The following is a 17522-nucleotide window of genomic DNA, read 5'->3' as shown; positions in this document are numbered from 1 at the left end:
AGTGCATGTCGGTTGGAAGATGATCGACGACCGGACTCAATTGCGCAAGCCCATTGCAATCGCCTCCGTCGTACTCACGACGCTGCTTATCTACCTTGCTTTCTGGGCCATGAATGCGCATCTCGAGTGCCATCTCTTACCCACGAGAACGCACCCCAATGCGGCCAGTTGCAATCCCGCGCTTATGTTCGCTCGCCTGCGTTACGCAATTGATTTCGGTAGTCGCGGGTTCCGTTGCAACGAAGGTGAGCGTTGGTTGATCTGCGGACTGGCGTCTGTCTCGGCAATATCGCCGGCCGCGAACTGTTTGCGGTAAGCGGCGGGCGTGAGTTCTTTCAACGCTTTGAACTGTCGGTTGAAATTAGCCACGTTTGGAAACCCGGAGCGCGCTGCAACGACGGAAACGGGAGTCGAGGTGTGCGCGAGCATCCGGCAGGCATGTCCAATCCTGACTCGCGCGATATATCGCCCAACACTTTCTCCAATGTGCTGCTCGAAGTAGCGAGCCAGAGAACGTTCCGACACGTTAGCAGCGTCGCAAAGGTCGGAAAGACGCAGCGGTTCAGCGAAGCGTAAATCGATCATTGAGAGTACGCGGTTTATACGCTCCGGTTCGTGCCCTGAAGGACCCTCTGCACGGTCGCTAAACGCGCTCGGCGAAGCAAGCGGATCACCAGGTGCTTCTGCGAGCATGCACAAAACATTGAGCGCTGCGGCAAGGCGTTCTCGCGCGGTGCTGGACAGTAGCTTGTCGACCTGTACGCGCATCGCGGCGGCGACCTCCGGACCGAATGCCAGCCCGCAGGCGGCCCGACGCAACAGGCTACGCAAAGGCGCATATTCCGGGCAGACGTCCGCAAGCCGCCGCGCCCAATCGCCGCCAAACCAGATCACGATTGCAACCTGAGGAGATGCAGCGTCGATCGAGCGATTCGACGCCCATGTATGAGGAAGATTCGGGGGCACAAGAACCAGGTCATCGTCTACATAGTCTGCAATCGAATCCCCGATATAGCGCTTGCCCTGACTGTTCAGCGTCAGGGTTAGTTCGTATTCGGGATGGTGGTGCCATTCGAACGGAATGCGCGGCAGGCGCCGGTGGTAAACCCTGACCGAGCATTCGTCGCCAAATTCGACATGTTCGTATGCTGGTTTCATGGCAGAAAACGCAAATAAATTGTCTGGATGGTATCACTTTTGTGTGCACGGTCAGCCTATCCTTCGGGTATAGCAGAACCCACAAGGAGACGACCATGGCACTCATCATCGACGACCTGCCGGCAGCCATCCGGCAGGCCAAGCAGGAGCTTCGCGCACGACTTCCGAATTATCGGGATGTTTTCGCCGAGGTGGATGAAACGATCCGCGCCGAAGCCAGCAGAATTGCCGCGCAACGCAGTCGCGGCGAAAACGTGATCCCCGAAATCCAGTTCTCCGACATCGCGGAGCAGCGCGTGAGCGCCGAGCAAATCGAACTCGTCAAAACACGTGGAGCGTGTGTGATCCGCAACGTGTTCGACCGCGCTCTGGTGGAAGGGTGGGACCGCGATATCGCGGACTACCTCGAACGCAACGACCTGAATACGCGCCTGCAGAATCGGGCCGAGGACAAATACTTTGGCCAGCTCGCATCCAGCAAGCCGCAGATTTACGGCGTGTACTGGTCAAAGCCGCAGGTCCTCGCGCGCCAGGCGCCGTCGCTGACTGCGGCCCGTGTCTTTCTGAACCGGTTGTGGCGCAATGAAAGTGAAGGCCGGATCCATTTCGATCCAGAGCGAGTGCCGGTCTACGCGGACCGGATGCGTCGCCGGCCGCCCGGCTCCGAGTCATTGGGCTTGTCCGCGCATTGCGACGGCGGCTCGGTCGAGCGGTGGATCGAGGCGAATTTCCGCAAGGTCTACCGGCATGTGTTCGACGGCAACTGGCGTCAATATGATCCGTTCGACGCCGCGTTCCGGCCGGACGTAGAAGAGATTGCATCTCCCGCCGTATGTTCGATGTTCCGCACGTTTCAGGGCTGGACCGCGCTGACGCCGCAAGGCCCTGGCGACGGCACGCTGCAACTCGTGCCGATTGCAAATTCGATGGCTTATATCCTGTTGCGCGCCCTTCAGGACGATGTGGCCGATGACGACCTGTGCGGCGCGATGCCAGGTCGCGCGCTCTCCATCAAGCCGGAATTTCATGCGCCGCTTTTCGACGCGCTCTCATCGATTCCCCACATGCAGGCGGGCGACACCGTGTTCTGGCATAGCGACGTGATCCACGCAGTGGAAGACGCGCACCGCGGCGCAGGCTACAGCAACGTGATGTATATCGCGTCGGCGCCCGCGTGTGCCAAGAACGACGAATACCTCAAGCGCCAGTTGCCTAGCTTCCTTGAGGGCAAAAGCCCGCCTGACTTCCCGACCGACCATTTCGAAGTCGACTTTGTCGGACGGGCTACTGTCGAAGATCTGACGCCGCTCGGGAAGGCCCAACTCGGTTTCGATCTGTAAGCGCTACGAAAACGCACGCCATCATGGCGTGCGCCTGCCTGGTGATTCATAAAGAAAACTAACGGAGACAGCCATGAAAAGAACAGTCATGTCAGCCGCAATCGTCGCTGCGGTGCTTGCCACAGGCGCACAGGTCGCAAGTGCTGCCGAGTCACTTTCTGTATTGCACTGGTGGACCTCTGGGGGCGAATCGAAGGCAATCAGAGTGCTCAAGGACGACATGAACAAGCAGGGTTACGAGTGGAAAGACTTCGCCGTAGCCGGAGGGGCGGGTGCGGCGGCCATGACGGCGTTGAAGACACAGGTCATGTCCGGTAACGCGCCGTCGGCTGCGCAGATCAAGGGGCCGCTGATACAGGACTGGGCTGATCAAGGTGTGTTGGCCGATATAGACAAGTCCGCTACTGACTGGAAAGCCCAACTTCCCGCGCAGATCAACAAGACCATGATGTCAAAGGGCCACTATGTGGCGGCGCCGTTCTCGGTGCATCGGATCAACTGGCTGTGGATCAACAAAGCCGCACTCGATAAAGTGGGTGGTAAGCCGCCGACGACATGGCCCGAGTTCTTCGCGCTAGCCGACAAGTTCCGGGCTGCGGGCATTACGCCCGTCGCGCGTGGTGGCCAGCCTTGGCAAGACATGACCATCTGGGAGACGGTCGTGCTTTCTCAGGGTGCGGATTTTTATCGCAAGGCCATGATGGAGCTCGACCAGAAAACACTCACTTCGCCGCAGATGTTGCAGGTCTTCCAGACTGTCCGGAAGATTCAAGGTTACTTCGACAAAGGCTCGACCGGCCGTGACTGGAATCTCGCGACTGCCATGGTCATCAACGGATCGGGTGGGATGCAATTCATGGGGGACTGGGCGAAAGGTGAGTTTGCCAATGCGAACAAGAAAGCCGACGTTGACTATATCTGCGCGGCTGCGCCGGGTACGTCGAACGCCTTCACCTACACAGTAGACTCGTTCGTGTTTTTCCAGCAGAACGGCAAGAAGGACGCGACGCCTGGACAGCTTGCGTTGGCGAAGACAATCATGTCGCCCGCCTTGCAGGAACAATTCAGTCTTTACAAGGGTTCGATTCCGGTCAGGCAGGATGTTTCAATGGACAAGTTCGACGCCTGTGCCAAGAAGTCATACGCAGATGAGCAATCCACCATCAAATCCAACACGTTCTTTCCGTCGTTCGCATTTGGTGACGTTCAGTCGTCTGCCACCGAAGGCGCGATTACCGACGTTGTGACGGGCTTCATGAACTCGAATGAAGACCCGCAAGAGGCGGTGCGCAAGGTCGCGGCTGCAGCGAAGATCAAATAGGTGCGAATTTCGAAGCCGCCTCGACAAAATCAAGCCGTCGTGCAAGGTCATTCGAAGGAAATCGGGTGACCTATATGAATGTCTCCTCCATGTCTCCAGGATGTGGATTTAGCCCGCCATTTGCGCGGGCTTTCTTTTCGCCGGGGATCCGCTTATGGCGCCCCTGCTGACCCGTCGCTCATGCGCTGCGACACGACAGAATATGCCGACGCCCGTATTGACGATCCGTAGGCCAGGCTGGTGAGAACTGCCGGAGAAAACCATCCGTGAATGCAATGACTCGTTGGACATTGAAGTGGGAGCACGGCGAAGCAACGGTCCAGTCGCTGGGCGCAATGCTCGGGTCTGTCCGATTCGAACTCGGCGGAGGTCGAAGCATCTCGCCGCTCCATGTCGCCCCGTGGGGTGACGATGCGCGGTGGCCTGGACTTATGCGGGCGTTGCGCGGCGAATGGCCATGTGTTCCGTTTGGTACCGTTCACCCTCCCAGTGGCCTGCCGAGAGGTTTTGACCTACTGAATTGCCCCGACAACTGGGATCACGGCTATGGATCAAACCATCTCTGGCAACCGGTGGACCAGACGTCGCACATCCTCCGTCTTCGAATTGACTACCCGGCAAACGGCGAGATCGAGAGTCTTGAGCGTGTCATCGAAGCTAATCCCGATGCACCGATTCTCGATGTCTCGCTGACGGTCCGCGTTCGGCGAGACGTCATGTTGCCGCTGGCCCATCACCCGACATTTGCTGTACCGCCCGAGGGTGTTCAAATCCTCGGGTGTCCTCATGAGGCAATCCATAGCTACCCGGCCGCTGTAGAGCCAGGGGTATCAAAGATCTTGCCGGACCGCACTGCCACATCGCTCACGGCGCTTCCAACCGCAACCGGATCTCTAGATGTGACCCAGTTGCCCCTGCCGGTGGCGACGGAAGAAATCTTGCAGATTGCAGGTTGCCAACCGCCCTTTGTTTTGAGGTACGCAGCCAGCGGCGCCGACGTTCTGCTTGACTGGAATGCCGAAGAGCTTCCAGATGCTTTGCTTTGGATTAGCAACGGCGGCCGGACACACGCACCGTGGTGCGGGAAAAACTTCGCGCTTGGCGTCGAGCCGGCTAACAGTTTCTTTGATCTAGGACGCGTCGTGGTCCCGCCTGCTAGCCACCCACTCGCGGACCGCTCCGGACTAAGGTTTCTCGTCGGAAAGCCGCGTACCCTTCACTATCGGCTTTCAGCACAGACAATCTGAAGGCGGCCAATGGGCATGCGTTCCACGCCGCCTCGAATAGTTGTCGAGGAACTCGATTAGCGTCCGGAAATCAGGTGACCGGCGGCCGTCTCCTCCAGCCTTGAGTTCGTGAGTCGCCTCAATGTCATACTTACCCTTCTCAACAACTGCCATTCACTTATTTGACGCGGCACGAGAGTTGCAGCATTCAGCCGAAACTTCGTCCGCGCTATCAAGGCAGATGTTCCCGGGTTTCATGCTTACCTGGAAAACAACGCGATCATACGCGATGGCCGGGCGCGATGGACATGGGGCGCGCGCGTGCACCGCGTGCGCCCCATCACCGGTACGCGTCGTCAACGATTGGAGCTTGGTCGGCACGCCGTGCACAAATCGCCAGGTGATCAGCTGTTGGTCACTCCGTACCCGCGACGTGCGGCCTCGCTCTTGCGGCGCAGTTCTTCCGTGGTTTCGCCTCCGCCTTCCGGCGTCCAGCCCGGTGGCCGGATAACGTGATTGATAGCGGTCCACGCGTTTTTCGCTTTTACCACGTCCCGCACTAGCGTCGCCCAGTGCTCGAACTCGACGACGAACGGATTACGTGAGGTTGTTGGCGTAACGAGCCCGTAGCGGCAAGGTTCGTCGGCGCGTTCCTCGACGTAAGTGCCGAACAGCCGGTCGAAGATAATCAGCACGCCGCCGTAGTTCGCGTCCAGATATTCGACATTCGACGCATGGTGCACGCGGTGCGAGGACGGCGTATTGAACACATATTCGAGCCAACCGAGCTTCGGAATCCACGTGGCATGCAGCCAGAACTGATACATGAGGTTGAAGAAGAGCGTTAGCAGAACGACTTCCGGACGCACGCCGAGCCACACGAGCGGCGCGAAGAAAATCGCCGAGCCCGTCAGCTTGCCCGTCACGCCGAGCCGGTATGCGGTTGAGAGGGTCAACTGGTTCGGCGAATGATGCACGGCATGCGTGGCCCAGAAGAAGCGAATGCGATGCGACGCGCGGTGATACCAGTAGTAGCAGAATTCCTGACCGATGAAGAGCGCCAGCACCATCAGCGCGCTATTGAGTTCCACCGTGAAGATGCGATGCTCCCAGGCTAGCGCAAACACAGGTGTCGCGAGCGATAGCGGCAGCAGCGCGAGCAGCTTGCGCGCGAAGACGTCGGCCAGCGAAAGCCACACTTCGTACCACGCGAATGGCGTGGCCGCATTGCGGTTTCTCCGACTCAGCCAGACGGCTTCGACCATCGATACGGCGATTACGAAAGCCGTGACATATAGCGAGAATTTTCCAAGTTGTTCCATGACGATGCCATAACGGTAGTGACCGGGGGATATCGTCTGCGGTGAGGTGTGGAACAGTGCATCGCATCCGATATGCGCACTGTATCTATGGCACCCGCAACAGGCTATGCGAAAGTTATTTCACCGCATGTCATGTGGCTCAAAGCCTTTGCAGGCAAGACTGCCAGTCGCTTTTGTCTCCCCAGCACCGTTGCCCGAATCGTATCTTCGGTGGATACCGTCAGTCCATTGCGCTGCCCCGCCGCGCGGGAATCGGTGGGCGGCCGGCCCCACTCCTCAGCGCCGCTGCGGCTGTAGGCATCCCCAAATCGACGAATTAGCCGTCCCGATATCTGCACCGTGTGGAGCGCGCACGGCGCGGAAAAGCTCGGCCAGAACATACGTGGCGCCCCTACAGTCCACCGACCAGGCATCTCCATATGTCGCAGAACCCTGCGCTAAGACAGACTCTCATTCACCCGCCGCTCTCGCAGATGAACGACCCATTGTTAAATGTCGGTCGCGCGGCAAATGTCGATCGCAGCAGTAGCTCCTCCGGGTAGGGCAGATGTTTCTGCGAGCGGCCGCCGTAGAAAAAAGTCGAACGCCTCTTGTCGACCCACAACGGCACTTCGATCCCTTGCACCTTCAACGGCAGCTTCCAATGTACGGCGGACCTTCGCGCAATCGTTCGCTTTAGCGCGTTGCCGGTCTGAGCCGACGGTCTGGTGTTCTATCGACAGGTGGCCGGGATCGTCAGCCGATTGCTACGCGCAGAACCTGGCTTCGCCGCCGAATTGGGTACGGCGCCAGACTTCACGCCCCTCAAATCCGTTGACTCCTGGCTGGAGCCTGTGCTGTGGAATAGGCACCATGGGATCGACTCAGCGAACGGCAGTGCAACAATTGTCGGCTGGAAACATCCGGATTGCTCCGGCGATAAAGCATGGCGTGGTCTGATGGGCAGGGGCTCGAATCGGCGCCGATGACGTCCGCATTCATGAGAGTTCTATTTGGTTTAGGCATCGGGCGTTGCGCCCGCAAAAGAAGTCGCATCGTTCAAATGGAATCGCGGACACTCAAAACCTAATCCACCATCCTTGCCGTTATTACAGACGCGACTATCATCGCTTCGGCGTTGGCCGGTATCATTCCGCGAGCCCTCGGCTTGTAAATGGAATCGCCGCGCCGGATTAGTGTGCCTGTCAGCGCGCAATGTCCCCGGCTGCATGCCTGGTAACTGATCCATACTTGGTCGATATAGCGGCAACGTGTTGGGTCCTGCCATAGCACTGCAATGGTCGAATCCGACAGGCGCTCGACCACTTCGATCAGAACGTGCGATGACGACGCGCGTGCGTGGTTCCGTTGAACCAGTCGCGCGCATAGTCGCGATTCGCGGGTACGCAACAGCCAGTCAGCAGGGCGCTGATCGTGTAATCCCATACGGGCGCGCGACTGATTTGCACGGTTGCGACTTCCACGCATACTACCGCGCGTAGGTCTGAATTGTTCATGCCCTTCACCTCTTCTGAACCGTCACTCTGACGAGAGGTTGCACAAGAAACTATCTGCTTCTACAAGCCGAAATTGAGTTCAGCGTCGACATAATCGGCATTGTGTTCGTTGAGATCGTCCAACGACGGGCCAACCTGAAAATGCGCGGCCTCGTATGCCGCGCGAGATTTACAGGCACCGCGCAATCGGCTCGAATCTGCGTCTAGAACATGGTCGATGAGGCGCCGTGGCGCGCCGCACCCTGCACCACCGACGACCGCTGACCATATACTGCGTCCGCCTTCGGTCGCGTCACCGCAGACCGACACCTACGAACAGCGTCAGCGTGCTATCCGCCTGCAGGACGAGCTCGGTGTGGCTGAGTCGATACAACGGAAACGGACAGCGCAACTGCGCGCCGGCCGCCTGAGCGTGCTTCAGCATGGCGGCCGGCTTGTTAAACGTCCGCCAACAGGTCTTCGCCAGGCTCGCGACGTGTCCGTCGATCGCATCGCCGTCCGACAGGCACCGCGCCAGGTATCGGGAACACCAGGCGGCCAGAAACGGCTCCGTTCATCGTCAGGCCGACAGCTTTGCCGCAGTCTGCGCGACGAGCTTTCCCTGATGGCGGGCGCCTTCGAGGTCAATCTCACTTGGCTGTCGCGAGCCGTCGCCACCAGCAATCGTCGTTGCGCCGTAGGGTGCTCCGCCGACCACTTCGGACAGGGTCATCTGACCTTGATGGCTGTACGGGAGCCCAACAATTACCATCCCAAGGTGCATCAGGTTGGTAATCAACGAAAAAAGCGTGGTTTCCTGTCCGCCGTGCTGCGTCGCCGTCGAAACGAATGCCGCTCCGACCTTGCCGTTGAGTGCGCCTCTAAGCCAGAGACCACCGGTTTGGTCGAGGAATGTGGCCATCTGCGAGGACATACGGCCGTACCGCGTGCCTGTTCCGATCACGATCGCGTCGTAGTTCACAAGTTCGTCTACTGTTGCCACTGGCGCAGTCTGGTTGAGCTTGAAATGACCCTTCTCGGCGATCTCACGGGGTACCGTCTCCGGGACCCGTTTGACATCGACGGTTGCGCCGGCGCTTCGAGCGCCCTCGGCGATTGCATTCGCCATTGATTCAATGTGACCGTACGTCGAGTAATACAAAACGAGAACGCGTGCCATGTTGTCTCCGACAAAAAAGTGACGTAAGGGACTGCAGACTGCTCCTGGTATCTGTCAGTCTCCCGCCTAGCTGGCTGGACTGAACGCCTTCTGCGCTGCGATCGTGTCGAGCGACTCGCGGAGCAGCTTGATCTTTCCGTTCTCGGCAACAAGACGCCCGGCATACGTCTGTTTGTAGACATTTCCCGTGGACGGCACCAGTGCCTCTACCGAGTACTCGCCGAAGGCCTGCATCGGCGTGTCGATCAGAATCTGGACATTCGTGAACCGGAAATCTGGCACCTTGTTAAGAAGTCCCGTGATGAACTTTTCGATGGCTATCGGGCCTTGCGCGCCGGTTGTCGGGCCAAGACTCGATAAATAAGGAAGTTCGAGAACGCCATCTTCGGCGAACAACGCTGCCGCCGCCTTCGGATCACGGATTGACTGGATGTACTTGTTTAGCAGGATGACTGCGGTGTCCATTTTTTGCTCCATATCGATGTGTGACGCTCAAGCGCAATGCTCAGCCGGGATTGGCTTTCAGAAATTCGTCAATGTCGTTGAGCATTTCCTGCGGTTGCTCTTCCGCAATGAAATGACCGCTGTCGTCCAGCTTGATCGTCTTGACGTTCGTCGCATGCCGGTTAAGCGTGTCGGCAAGCCAGCCGTAACCAGGTCCACCAAGGCCGAGGATCGGTAATGTCAGCTTCGTGAATTTCTCGTCGTCCAGCGCGTCCTGAGGGAAAGCCTGGTACCAGGCATCACCCGCCCGGATCGCGTCGCGACTCGCATAGGCGGCTGCGTAGACACGACGATCTCGTGCATCAAGCGCACTGTCGTTCTTTGCCAGATAGCGGAAAAACCAGCGCTGTTCTACTTCTTCCCGACCAGCAAGCATCTCCTCGGGAAGGCCCTTGACCTGGTGAAACGCAAACCACCATGGGTAGGGGTGCGCTTCGTCGATCTTGTCCCCAAACGTGCCCGCTGCAGGAAGCAGTGTCCACTTCATCAGGTTGTCGTCGGGATGGGGAACGTCCATCATCACCAGCCGTCGGGTCGCCTGAGGATAGTTTGCCGCGTAGCTGAACGCGACCATTGAGCCAATGTCATGCCCAATCAGGTCGACGCGGTCATATCCGAGCTGTTCAACGAGTGCATGGATATCCGCCGCCATTGTCTTTTTATCGTACCCATCGGCAGGTTTCGTCGAGGTGCCCATGCCCCTCAGATCGACAACAATAACTGTGTGATTCTTTGCGAGTGCGGGCATGACCTTGTGATAGGACCACCAGGTTTGTGGCCAACCCGGCAGCAACACGATTGGGTCGCCTTTGCCGCCAATCACGTAGTGCAGGCGAACGCTATTGACCTGGGCATAGGCATTTCGGAAACCCGGAAGGGTCTTGACTAGCGCGGTGTCGCTAACGGAATCAGCCTGCGACTTAATGGGAGCTGCCAGTGCTGTGCCGCCGAGGCCAGCTAATGTGATGGCTGCTGCAAGATTCAGGATTGCATTCTTCATGTATGTACTCTTGATTGATGCGATGAGGAAGCGGGATGGGTAGAAGGACCCGCAAGACACTGCCGGACGGCGCTGGTACGCGCGCTGTCCGGCAGCGACCTCATTCTTTAAGCATGCCGCTTAGACTTGCGCCTGACCACCGTCAGCGGTGATTTCTGCGCCATTGATGAAGCTCGAATCGTCCGATGCGAGGAACGTGACCACCTTGGCAATTTCCGACGGGTCAGCGAGGCGGCCAATCGGCACGAGCGAGGCCAGGTAGCCAAGCAGACCGTCTTGACCTTCTTTAGTATCGCCACCGAGCTCGGCCAGGCCAATCGTGTGCGTCGAGCCCGGGCTGACCACGTTCACCCGGATGCCGCGGTCCTTCAGATCGAGCACCCAGCTACGGGCCAGAGCGCGGACCGCCGCTTTCGAGGCGCTGTAAATACTGAACGCCGCCGTACCTGTTGACCCCGCGATTGAACCCGTCAGGATGATCGAGCCACCCTTTTGAATCAATGGGAGCGCCTTCTGCACGGTGAACACAACTGCTCGCACATTGCGATTGAACGTGTCGTCGAAATGTTGCTCGGAGATATCGCCCAGCGGCGCCATCGTGCCGCCACCTGCGTTGGTGTAGAGAATGTCCAGACGACCGTCGTTCTTTTTAATCTCTGCAAATAGCGTATCGAGATCATCGGGGCGTGTCACATCGCCCCGCACCCCGCGAGCACCGTGCCCGATCGCTTCCACTGCAGCTTCCAGTTCAGCTTGGCGGCGCCCCGTGATGTACACCTTCGCACCTTCCGCAGCGAGGTCTTTTGCTGCTGCCAGGCCAATGCCGCTCGTGCCGCCGGTGACCAGTGCTACCTTACCTTCCAGCTTCTTGCTCATGATTTTGCTCCGGGTTGTTGAGTGTTGATGGGTGTGACGATAGACGTCTCTGAGACGCGGATAAACCCTGCTACAGCGAATTGATTTTCCACCTCAATGGATAATCGTTAAACTGAAAACTTATCTGCTACGAGGGAGAATCAATGGATCAGCTACAAGCGCTGCGTGTGTTCGTACGGATTGCCGAATCAGGGGGCTTCAGCAAGGCAGCCGACGCCCTGAACGTGCCGCGCGCCACGGTCTCCAAACTCATTCAGGAACTGGAAACCCATCTTCGTGTGAAGCTCTTCCAGCGCTCAACCCGTCGCGTAGTGGTGACGGAAGAAGGCCAGACGTACTATCAGAACGCGGTCAAGCTGCTCGCCGACATCGACGAGATGGATGGTCTGTTTGCCGACTCTCGTGGCAATCCGCGCGGTCGTATCCGTGTCGATATCGGCTCGTCTCTCGCCAACCTGATCCTTCTTCCGCACCTGCCGGCGTTCCGCAAGCGATACCCCGAAATCCAGCTCGACGTTGGTGTGAGCGACCGTCAGGTCGATCTGATCGGTGAAGGCGTTGACTGCGTAATCCGTGGCGGTGAACTGACCGATACGTCGCTCGTCGCGCGGCGCCTGGCAGGGCTCGAATGGGGCACGTATGCCGGATCGAGCTACCTCGCCGAACGCGGCACGCCATCGCATCCCGACGATCTGCTCGCACGCCATGAAGTGGTGGGCTATTTTTCATCGTTGAACGGTCGAGTATTCACCCTGCTTTTTGAGCAAGGCAACGAAACGATCACCGTCGATCCAAAAGGAGCGAGAGGCGTCTTCGTGAACGAAAGCACGGCTCATCTCACATCGCTGGTAAGCGGACTCGGTGTCGGACAGACGTTTTCGTTCATGGCGCAGCCGTGGCTGAAAAACGGTGATCTCGTTCAGGTCCTGCCGCAATGGAAGCGACCACTGCATCCGATGCATATCGTCTTCCCACAATCGAAGTACAACAGTGCCCGTCTGAAGGTATTTGTCGACTGGGTCATCGAAGTCTTCAGACCGTACGACAGCACGCCCGCTCCGTCCCGGCACGCGTGACCGGGCCGGAATCGACGCGTGACGTCTGCCGCCGACTACGAAATGCAGGTGAGCGTGCGGCGACAAATCACGCCGCTCTCATCTTGCGGAACGCGAGGCGCATTTCCTCCGCAAACAGGGCTGGTTGCTCCATTGCGGCAAAGTGGCCGCCCTTGTTCACTTCCGACCAGTAGAAGAGATTCGGCCACGCGGCCTGAGCCCAATCCTTCGGCGCGCGATAGATCTCACGAGGGAAAATCGTCGCGGCCATCGGCAATTCGATGGTGCCGCCGCTGAACCCCGACAAGCCCGCCTGGGTCGCTTCCCAATAGAACCTGGCGGAAGAAGTCGCCGTATCGGTAACCCAATAGAGCGTGACGTTGTCGAGTATCTTGTCGAATGCAAGGTGGCCGTCGGGAAGATTGGCGTTGTCCGCCCAACCAAAGAACTTCTCGTACATCCAGTTGGCCTGGCCCGACGGCGAATCCGCGAGCGCATAACCGATCGTCTGCGGTTTGGTTGCGTGCTCTTTGAAATAACCCCCACCCTCGCCCGTGAACCTCGCCGCGCCGTCTACTGCCGCCTGCTGCTCGGGCGTCAGATGCGCAGGCATCGTTTGCGGGAAGACGAACGGCCAGTTCACGTGGGCGGCAATCAGGCCTTCGGGCCGAATGTGACCGAGTGCATGCGTCACGCCCGATCCCCAGTCACCCCCTTGCGCAACCCAGCGCCTGTATCCGAGGCGGGTCATCAAGGTTGCCCACGCGTTTGCAGTCCGCACGACGTCCCAACCCTTCGCCGAAGGTTTGTCGGAAAAGCCAAAGCCTGGCATCGAAGGTATGACTACGTCGAATGCGTCTGCCGCGTTGCCACCATAAGCGGTCGGATCCGTAAGCGGCCCGATGATGTCAAGAAACTCCACAACTGAACCCGGCCACCCGTGGCTCAGAATGATCGGCATTGCATTGGAATGCTTCGACCGCACGTGGATGAAGTGGATCCCCAACCCGTCTATAGAAGTACGGTATTGCGGAAAGCCATTGAGCTGCCGCTCGAAACGGCGCCAGTCGTATTTCGTTTGCCAGTATCTGATCAGCTCTTTCGCCGAGTCGAGCGGCACACCCTGGGTCCAACCAGGTACCGTCTCCTGATCAGGCCAGCGCACGGTCGCGAGGCGACGGTCGAGATCGTTGAGCACGCTTTGCGGAACCGAGACACGGAACGGGGTCACCGATTCAGTGGCTGCGGGCATCGTAAAGGCTGCGGGTGCACTGGCAGCCCCTCTAGTGGCCGCCTTGGCAGTATTCAGGAACGGCAGCGCGGCGAGTGCGGAAGCCAGCTGCATCAGGGTACGACGACGCATGTCAGGTTGCGGTGCGTCGAAAGAAAGATTCGTTTTCATTGAGTTATTTGTCGAGGAGTGTTGTGCTGGAGCTCACACGTTTTGTTGTCTCACGGCGGGCATGGCTCGCGGCCACTACGGCCAGCAATGCGGCAGCGACAGTAGACAGAAGGCTTGCCAGCCTGAAAGCTGAAGTGATCCCGAAGTCATCGACGACGCGTCCACCAAGCCAGCTCCCTGCTGCAAGGGCAATCTGAAACACGGAAACCAGCGTCGCCGGGAACGCGTCAAGATCGAGTGGTGCGACTTCATATAGAAAGAGTTGGATGCAAACCGGAATGGCGCCAAACAGGAGTCCCCATACGGCAATCAGCGAGACGACCGCTATGCCGGGCGCGCCCGTCCAGACGCCCGCGATGACAAGCGCGAGGGCTAAGGCAATGGCCGTCAGCAGATACGCGAGACGTACATTGATAGCTGCGGCACGCTCTGCAACCATGGTGCCCACAGCACCCGCGGCACCATATACGAACAGCAGCCAGACAACCGCCGCCTGGCGCATCCCGACGACTCCCTTGAGATAAGGCTCGATAAACGTGTAGGCGGCAAAGTGCCCGGCCACTACGAGCGCAGTCGCGATCAGCGCAAACCGGGCCGACTGAATACGCACCACGCCAAGCAACTGGGACGGCCGGATCGCAGGCCCGGGAGGAAGCGAAGGGATCAGAAAGTGTTGTCCCATAACCATGAGAAGCGTCACAGCGGCAACGAGTGCAAACGCGATCCGCCACCCCACGGCGTGGGCGATCGCTGTCCCCGCCGGAACACCCAGCACGGCACCCAACGAAATGCCCACAAGAACGACGGCAGTAGCCCGGTTTCCGTGTTCCGCCGCAACGAGCCGGCGGCCGATCGACGGTGACACGGCCCAGAACACACCGACACAGGCACCAAGCAGGAGACGACCCGTGATTGCCAGGGACAAACCGTGCGCGACGCTGACAAGCAGGTTCGACATGACGATTGCAAATCCGACCGCTAGCAGGAGTACCTTGCGGTCGGCCCGTCGCGCGAGTACTGCCGTGAGCGGGGCGGCAATCGCCGCCATGATCCCTGGCGTGAACACAAGCGCACTGGCAGTGCCTCCGCTCATTCTCAAAGCTTTGGCCATCTGGCTAAGTACGCCGATAGGGAGCATCTCACTGGTAACCATCACGAACGCTTCAGCGGCCAGAGTGAGCACGGGCGTCCAACCCGGAACGGCACCCGTAGTCCCTGCGGGCTCGCGCCGTATAACGAATCGGGTTAATGGGTCGCTCATCGTCTGGATCCGGTGAATGTTGATGGCGTGACTGTAGAGATAAACCGCTCGCGGAAAAATGCGCTTCCAGCCAATTCTTTTTCCACGGCTGTGGATAATCCGCACTGACCATGGCGCGTACAGCAGTACCGCGAATTCGGCCTATGGCAACGACACGGGGAGCACCATAAACGCCACCGATAGCCCTCCTGAGTGCCCTTGAATTGATTGCCATTCCGGCGCGGCGAGCCAACAAGCCGCTCCGGGCAGTCCACGAAAGAAGAACAAAACCCTTACGTGGAGGGAAGTGGCCAACTCGTCGCATCGATGCCACGAGTATTCGAAAAGTCGCGCTTAATTTCCTTGCCAGATCCTTAACATTTATGAAAACGTGCAGTCGGCGGCAATATGTCGTTGCAAATTCATTATGTGGAGACATAATTCGTACTCGGTCAGATCGCGGGCCTGGGCGCCATCGGTGTCTACCATGACTGGCCAGGGAAGACCGGTCAGGAAACAGTGCCGTGCGTCATTACACGCGCGCATGTGGCTACGTGGTGTGTCGTCGTGCCGAGACGGCATCACCACAGCCATCCAGCCAGGGATGTGCAGGCGTCTTTTATTCGAGAACGCAGCGGTCTGATTCCACTATCGAGGTTGCCCTGATGAAAATCGGTGAATTGGAAGTAGTCCGCGATTCGCGACAGGTCCTACGGGATGGCGTCGCTGTCCGTCTTGGCAGCCGCGCGTTCGACCTGCTCCAACTGCTACTGGACGCCAACGGGGCGGTCATTCCAACAGATGAGATTCTCGCCAAGGTCTGGCCATCCACGGTTGTCGAGGAAAACAATATCCAGGTCCATATCTGCGCGCTTCGGCGCCTGCTTGGGGAGAACCGCCATCTGATCCAGACGGTCTCGGGACGCGGATACATGATGGCAAGACCCAAAGCCGTTGTCGTTGACACCCTGCCTGCCTCCAGCAACGCGCATCCGGCAGCGTTACCTGAACCCGACCTCAGCCTCCCCCTTGAAAACGGCCCGCTATATGGTCGGGAAACATGCGTTGACCGGTTGACTTCGACGATCGCCGAGGGAGACCATGCAGTCATTACCCTCGCGGGTCCTGCAGGCGTCGGCAAATCACGGCTTGCGCTGGAAGTTGCACGGCGGTTTGCCGGTCTGGGCGAAATCAGCGTTTCGTATCTGTCACTCGCCGCTCGCTCCAGCGAGCGCGAAGCCTATGACCTGATTGGCGCCGCGCTCGAGCCGCGCGGCGATACGGAATCACGCACGGCAGAGACCAGAACATCCGGCCCCACCGCACTCCTCGTCATCGACAACTGTGACCGGCTCGCCGGCGCAGTCATTCAGGCGCTGTCCGACAGTGCAACCTTCAGGCAACTGTCGCGCACGGTTGTACTTCTCACGACCCGGACGCCCTTGCGCGTGTCGATGGAGAAAGTGATCAAGATACCTTCGCTGCTCGCTGTCCCGCCGCGCGGCGCGGTGAACGCCGCGCTCGACATGTTCGTCTCGCGGGTCCGGTGCTTCGATCCGCAAATTGACACGGACGACGTGTTTCTGGAGCGTGCGCGTCACGTCGTCGAGCAGATGGACGGTCTGCCGCTCGCAATCGAACTCGCGGCGCACCATACATCCATGCTCGGAATCGAATCCGTCTCACTTCTGCTGGAACAAAATATCGACCTATCTGGCAGCGACGTACGCCGTATGACCGAGAGCCGGCACGCGTCGCTGAGCGCAGCACTTATGTGGACTTGGGCGGAACTCGGCGCCAGCCCGAGGACGATACTCACCGGGCTGTTGGACGCAGGCGTCGAGGCCGGCCTTCGCGAATTGCGCAGCATCGCCGAAAGAGCGGGGCTCCCACAGGAAAGTGCATTGCAGGCAATTAGCGATTTGGCCGATAGTTCGTTCGTCGTCCGCGCCTACACGGGCTCGTCGGTAACCTACCGGATTCCCAATACCGTTCGGCGATTCCTGTGGCAGCAAAGGCAGGTCGGCCCAACCTCACGCGTCCCAACGATGGCAGGTCTGCGTTCTCCTTTGCGTATCCGGCCCGACAAACCCGGCGACGTCAACACCGATGTATCAACTGGCAACTCGGGCGGCCACGCCGTCTCCCACAAGCGTCACGCGGCACCATCCGTGGCGGTCGATGATATTGCCTGGCCGCGAAGCAACATGTAAGGCAGACGGGGCGCTCGTCGATAGAGAAAATGCCATAGGGTGTTCGCAATTTTGAGTGCTGCGGCGCTTAAAGATGCCGTGGATCACCTTGCATTGAGTGGGGGCATCAGCGATTTATTCTGAAAATTGACCTGATACGGTGGAGAATATTATTAGTTCCAGGTCATCGCTCTTGCCAGATCAACTCATGCCTAACCTGCTTCACGCGCG

General features: G+C 58.9%; 16 protein-coding genes. 5 read left to right on the top strand and 11 right to left on the bottom strand.

The window, feature by feature from the left end; all coding sequences use genetic code 11:
• Window positions 1-201: 201 nt before the first annotated feature.
• Window positions 202-1158, bottom strand: coding sequence for a helix-turn-helix domain-containing protein (locus AC57B1_RS24095; protein ID WP_496418917.1), 957 nt, complete (start codon window positions 1156-1158; stop codon window positions 202-204).
• A 95-nt stretch (window positions 1159-1253) separates the two neighbouring features.
• On the opposite strand from AC57B1_RS24095, the gene AC57B1_RS24090 reads away from it, so the two are divergent.
• The 3 genes from AC57B1_RS24090 to AC57B1_RS24080 all read left to right on the top strand — a co-directional run bounded on the left by AC57B1_RS24090 (window position 1254) and on the right by AC57B1_RS24080 (window position 5066).
• Complete coding sequence (locus AC57B1_RS24090; RefSeq protein WP_408187854.1) at window positions 1254-2498, top strand: DUF1479 domain-containing protein; 1245 nt, start codon at window positions 1254-1256, stop codon at window positions 2496-2498.
• Between the two features lie 73 nt (window positions 2499-2571).
• Entirely contained in the window at window positions 2572-3819 is a 1248-nt protein-coding gene (locus tag AC57B1_RS24085; protein WP_496418916.1) for an ABC transporter substrate-binding protein, read from the top strand.
• A gap of 266 nt (window positions 3820-4085) precedes the next feature.
• On the top strand, window positions 4086-5066 hold the full coding sequence (locus AC57B1_RS24080) for a hypothetical protein (RefSeq protein ID WP_496418915.1): 981 nt from the start codon (window positions 4086-4088) through the stop codon (window positions 5064-5066).
• Window positions 5067-5449: 383 nt separating this feature from the next.
• Here the strand turns inward: AC57B1_RS24080 and AC57B1_RS24075 are convergent, their stop codons facing one another.
• The 8 genes from AC57B1_RS24075 to AC57B1_RS24040 all read right to left on the bottom strand — a co-directional run bounded on the left by AC57B1_RS24075 (window position 5450) and on the right by AC57B1_RS24040 (window position 11402).
• Window positions 5450-6367, bottom strand: a complete 918-nt coding sequence (locus AC57B1_RS24075) for a sterol desaturase family protein (RefSeq protein ID WP_496418914.1) — start codon at window positions 6365-6367, stop codon at window positions 5450-5452.
• Between the two features lie 1065 nt (window positions 6368-7432).
• The gene (locus tag AC57B1_RS24070; protein ID WP_496418913.1) at window positions 7433-7672 is read right to left on the bottom strand and encodes a DUF3331 domain-containing protein; all 240 of its coding nucleotides are present in this window, start codon (window positions 7670-7672) and stop codon (window positions 7433-7435) included.
• A 5-nt stretch (window positions 7673-7677) separates the two neighbouring features.
• On the bottom strand, window positions 7678-7863 hold the full coding sequence (locus AC57B1_RS24065) for a hypothetical protein (RefSeq protein ID WP_496418912.1): 186 nt from the start codon (window positions 7861-7863) through the stop codon (window positions 7678-7680).
• A gap of 292 nt (window positions 7864-8155) precedes the next feature.
• A complete protein-coding gene (locus tag AC57B1_RS24060) occupies window positions 8156-8287 on the bottom strand; it encodes a hypothetical protein (protein ID WP_408351947.1) in 132 nt (43 codons plus the stop codon).
• Window positions 8288-8422: 135 nt separating this feature from the next.
• Window positions 8423-9022, bottom strand: coding sequence for an NAD(P)H:quinone oxidoreductase (wrbA, locus tag AC57B1_RS24055; protein ID WP_408351950.1), 600 nt, complete (start codon window positions 9020-9022; stop codon window positions 8423-8425).
• 66 nt (window positions 9023-9088) lie between these two features.
• On the bottom strand, window positions 9089-9487 hold the full coding sequence (locus AC57B1_RS24050) for a nuclear transport factor 2 family protein (RefSeq protein WP_408351953.1): 399 nt from the start codon (window positions 9485-9487) through the stop codon (window positions 9089-9091).
• Window positions 9488-9527: 40 nt separating this feature from the next.
• The gene (locus AC57B1_RS24045; protein WP_496418911.1) at window positions 9528-10526 is read right to left on the bottom strand and encodes an alpha/beta fold hydrolase; all 999 of its coding nucleotides are present in this window, start codon (window positions 10524-10526) and stop codon (window positions 9528-9530) included.
• Window positions 10527-10646: 120 nt separating this feature from the next.
• Window positions 10647-11402: an SDR family NAD(P)-dependent oxidoreductase gene (locus tag AC57B1_RS24040; RefSeq protein WP_408351959.1), complete on the bottom strand. Its 756-nt coding sequence runs from the start codon at window positions 11400-11402 to the stop codon at window positions 10647-10649.
• A gap of 143 nt (window positions 11403-11545) precedes the next feature.
• Here AC57B1_RS24040 and AC57B1_RS24035 point away from each other — a divergent pair, with 143 nt between their 5' ends.
• Window positions 11546-12478: a LysR family transcriptional regulator gene (locus tag AC57B1_RS24035; RefSeq protein ID WP_408351962.1), complete on the top strand. Its 933-nt coding sequence runs from the start codon at window positions 11546-11548 to the stop codon at window positions 12476-12478.
• 67 nt (window positions 12479-12545) lie between these two features.
• Here AC57B1_RS24035 and AC57B1_RS24030 read toward each other — a convergent pair whose 3' ends face one another.
• On the bottom strand, window positions 12546-13820 hold the full coding sequence (locus tag AC57B1_RS24030; RefSeq protein ID WP_408351965.1) for an epoxide hydrolase family protein: 1275 nt from the start codon (window positions 13818-13820) through the stop codon (window positions 12546-12548).
• 43 nt (window positions 13821-13863) lie between these two features.
• Window positions 13864-15042, bottom strand: a complete 1179-nt coding sequence (locus tag AC57B1_RS24025; RefSeq protein WP_496418910.1) for an MFS transporter — start codon at window positions 15040-15042, stop codon at window positions 13864-13866.
• A 722-nt stretch (window positions 15043-15764) separates the two neighbouring features.
• Here AC57B1_RS24025 and AC57B1_RS24020 point away from each other — a divergent pair.
• Window positions 15765-17312 carry a winged helix-turn-helix domain-containing protein gene (locus AC57B1_RS24020; protein ID WP_496418909.1) on the top strand — a complete coding sequence of 516 codons (1548 nt, stop codon included), beginning with the start codon at window positions 15765-15767 and terminating at the stop codon, window positions 17310-17312.
• Window positions 17313-17522: the final 210 nt, after the last annotated feature.

Source organism: Paraburkholderia sp. BGA-UO-ETr-F21, assembly GCF_059567925.1.
Note: the sequence above shows the minus strand (reverse complement) of the source record. Positions and strands in the feature narration are given on the sequence as shown.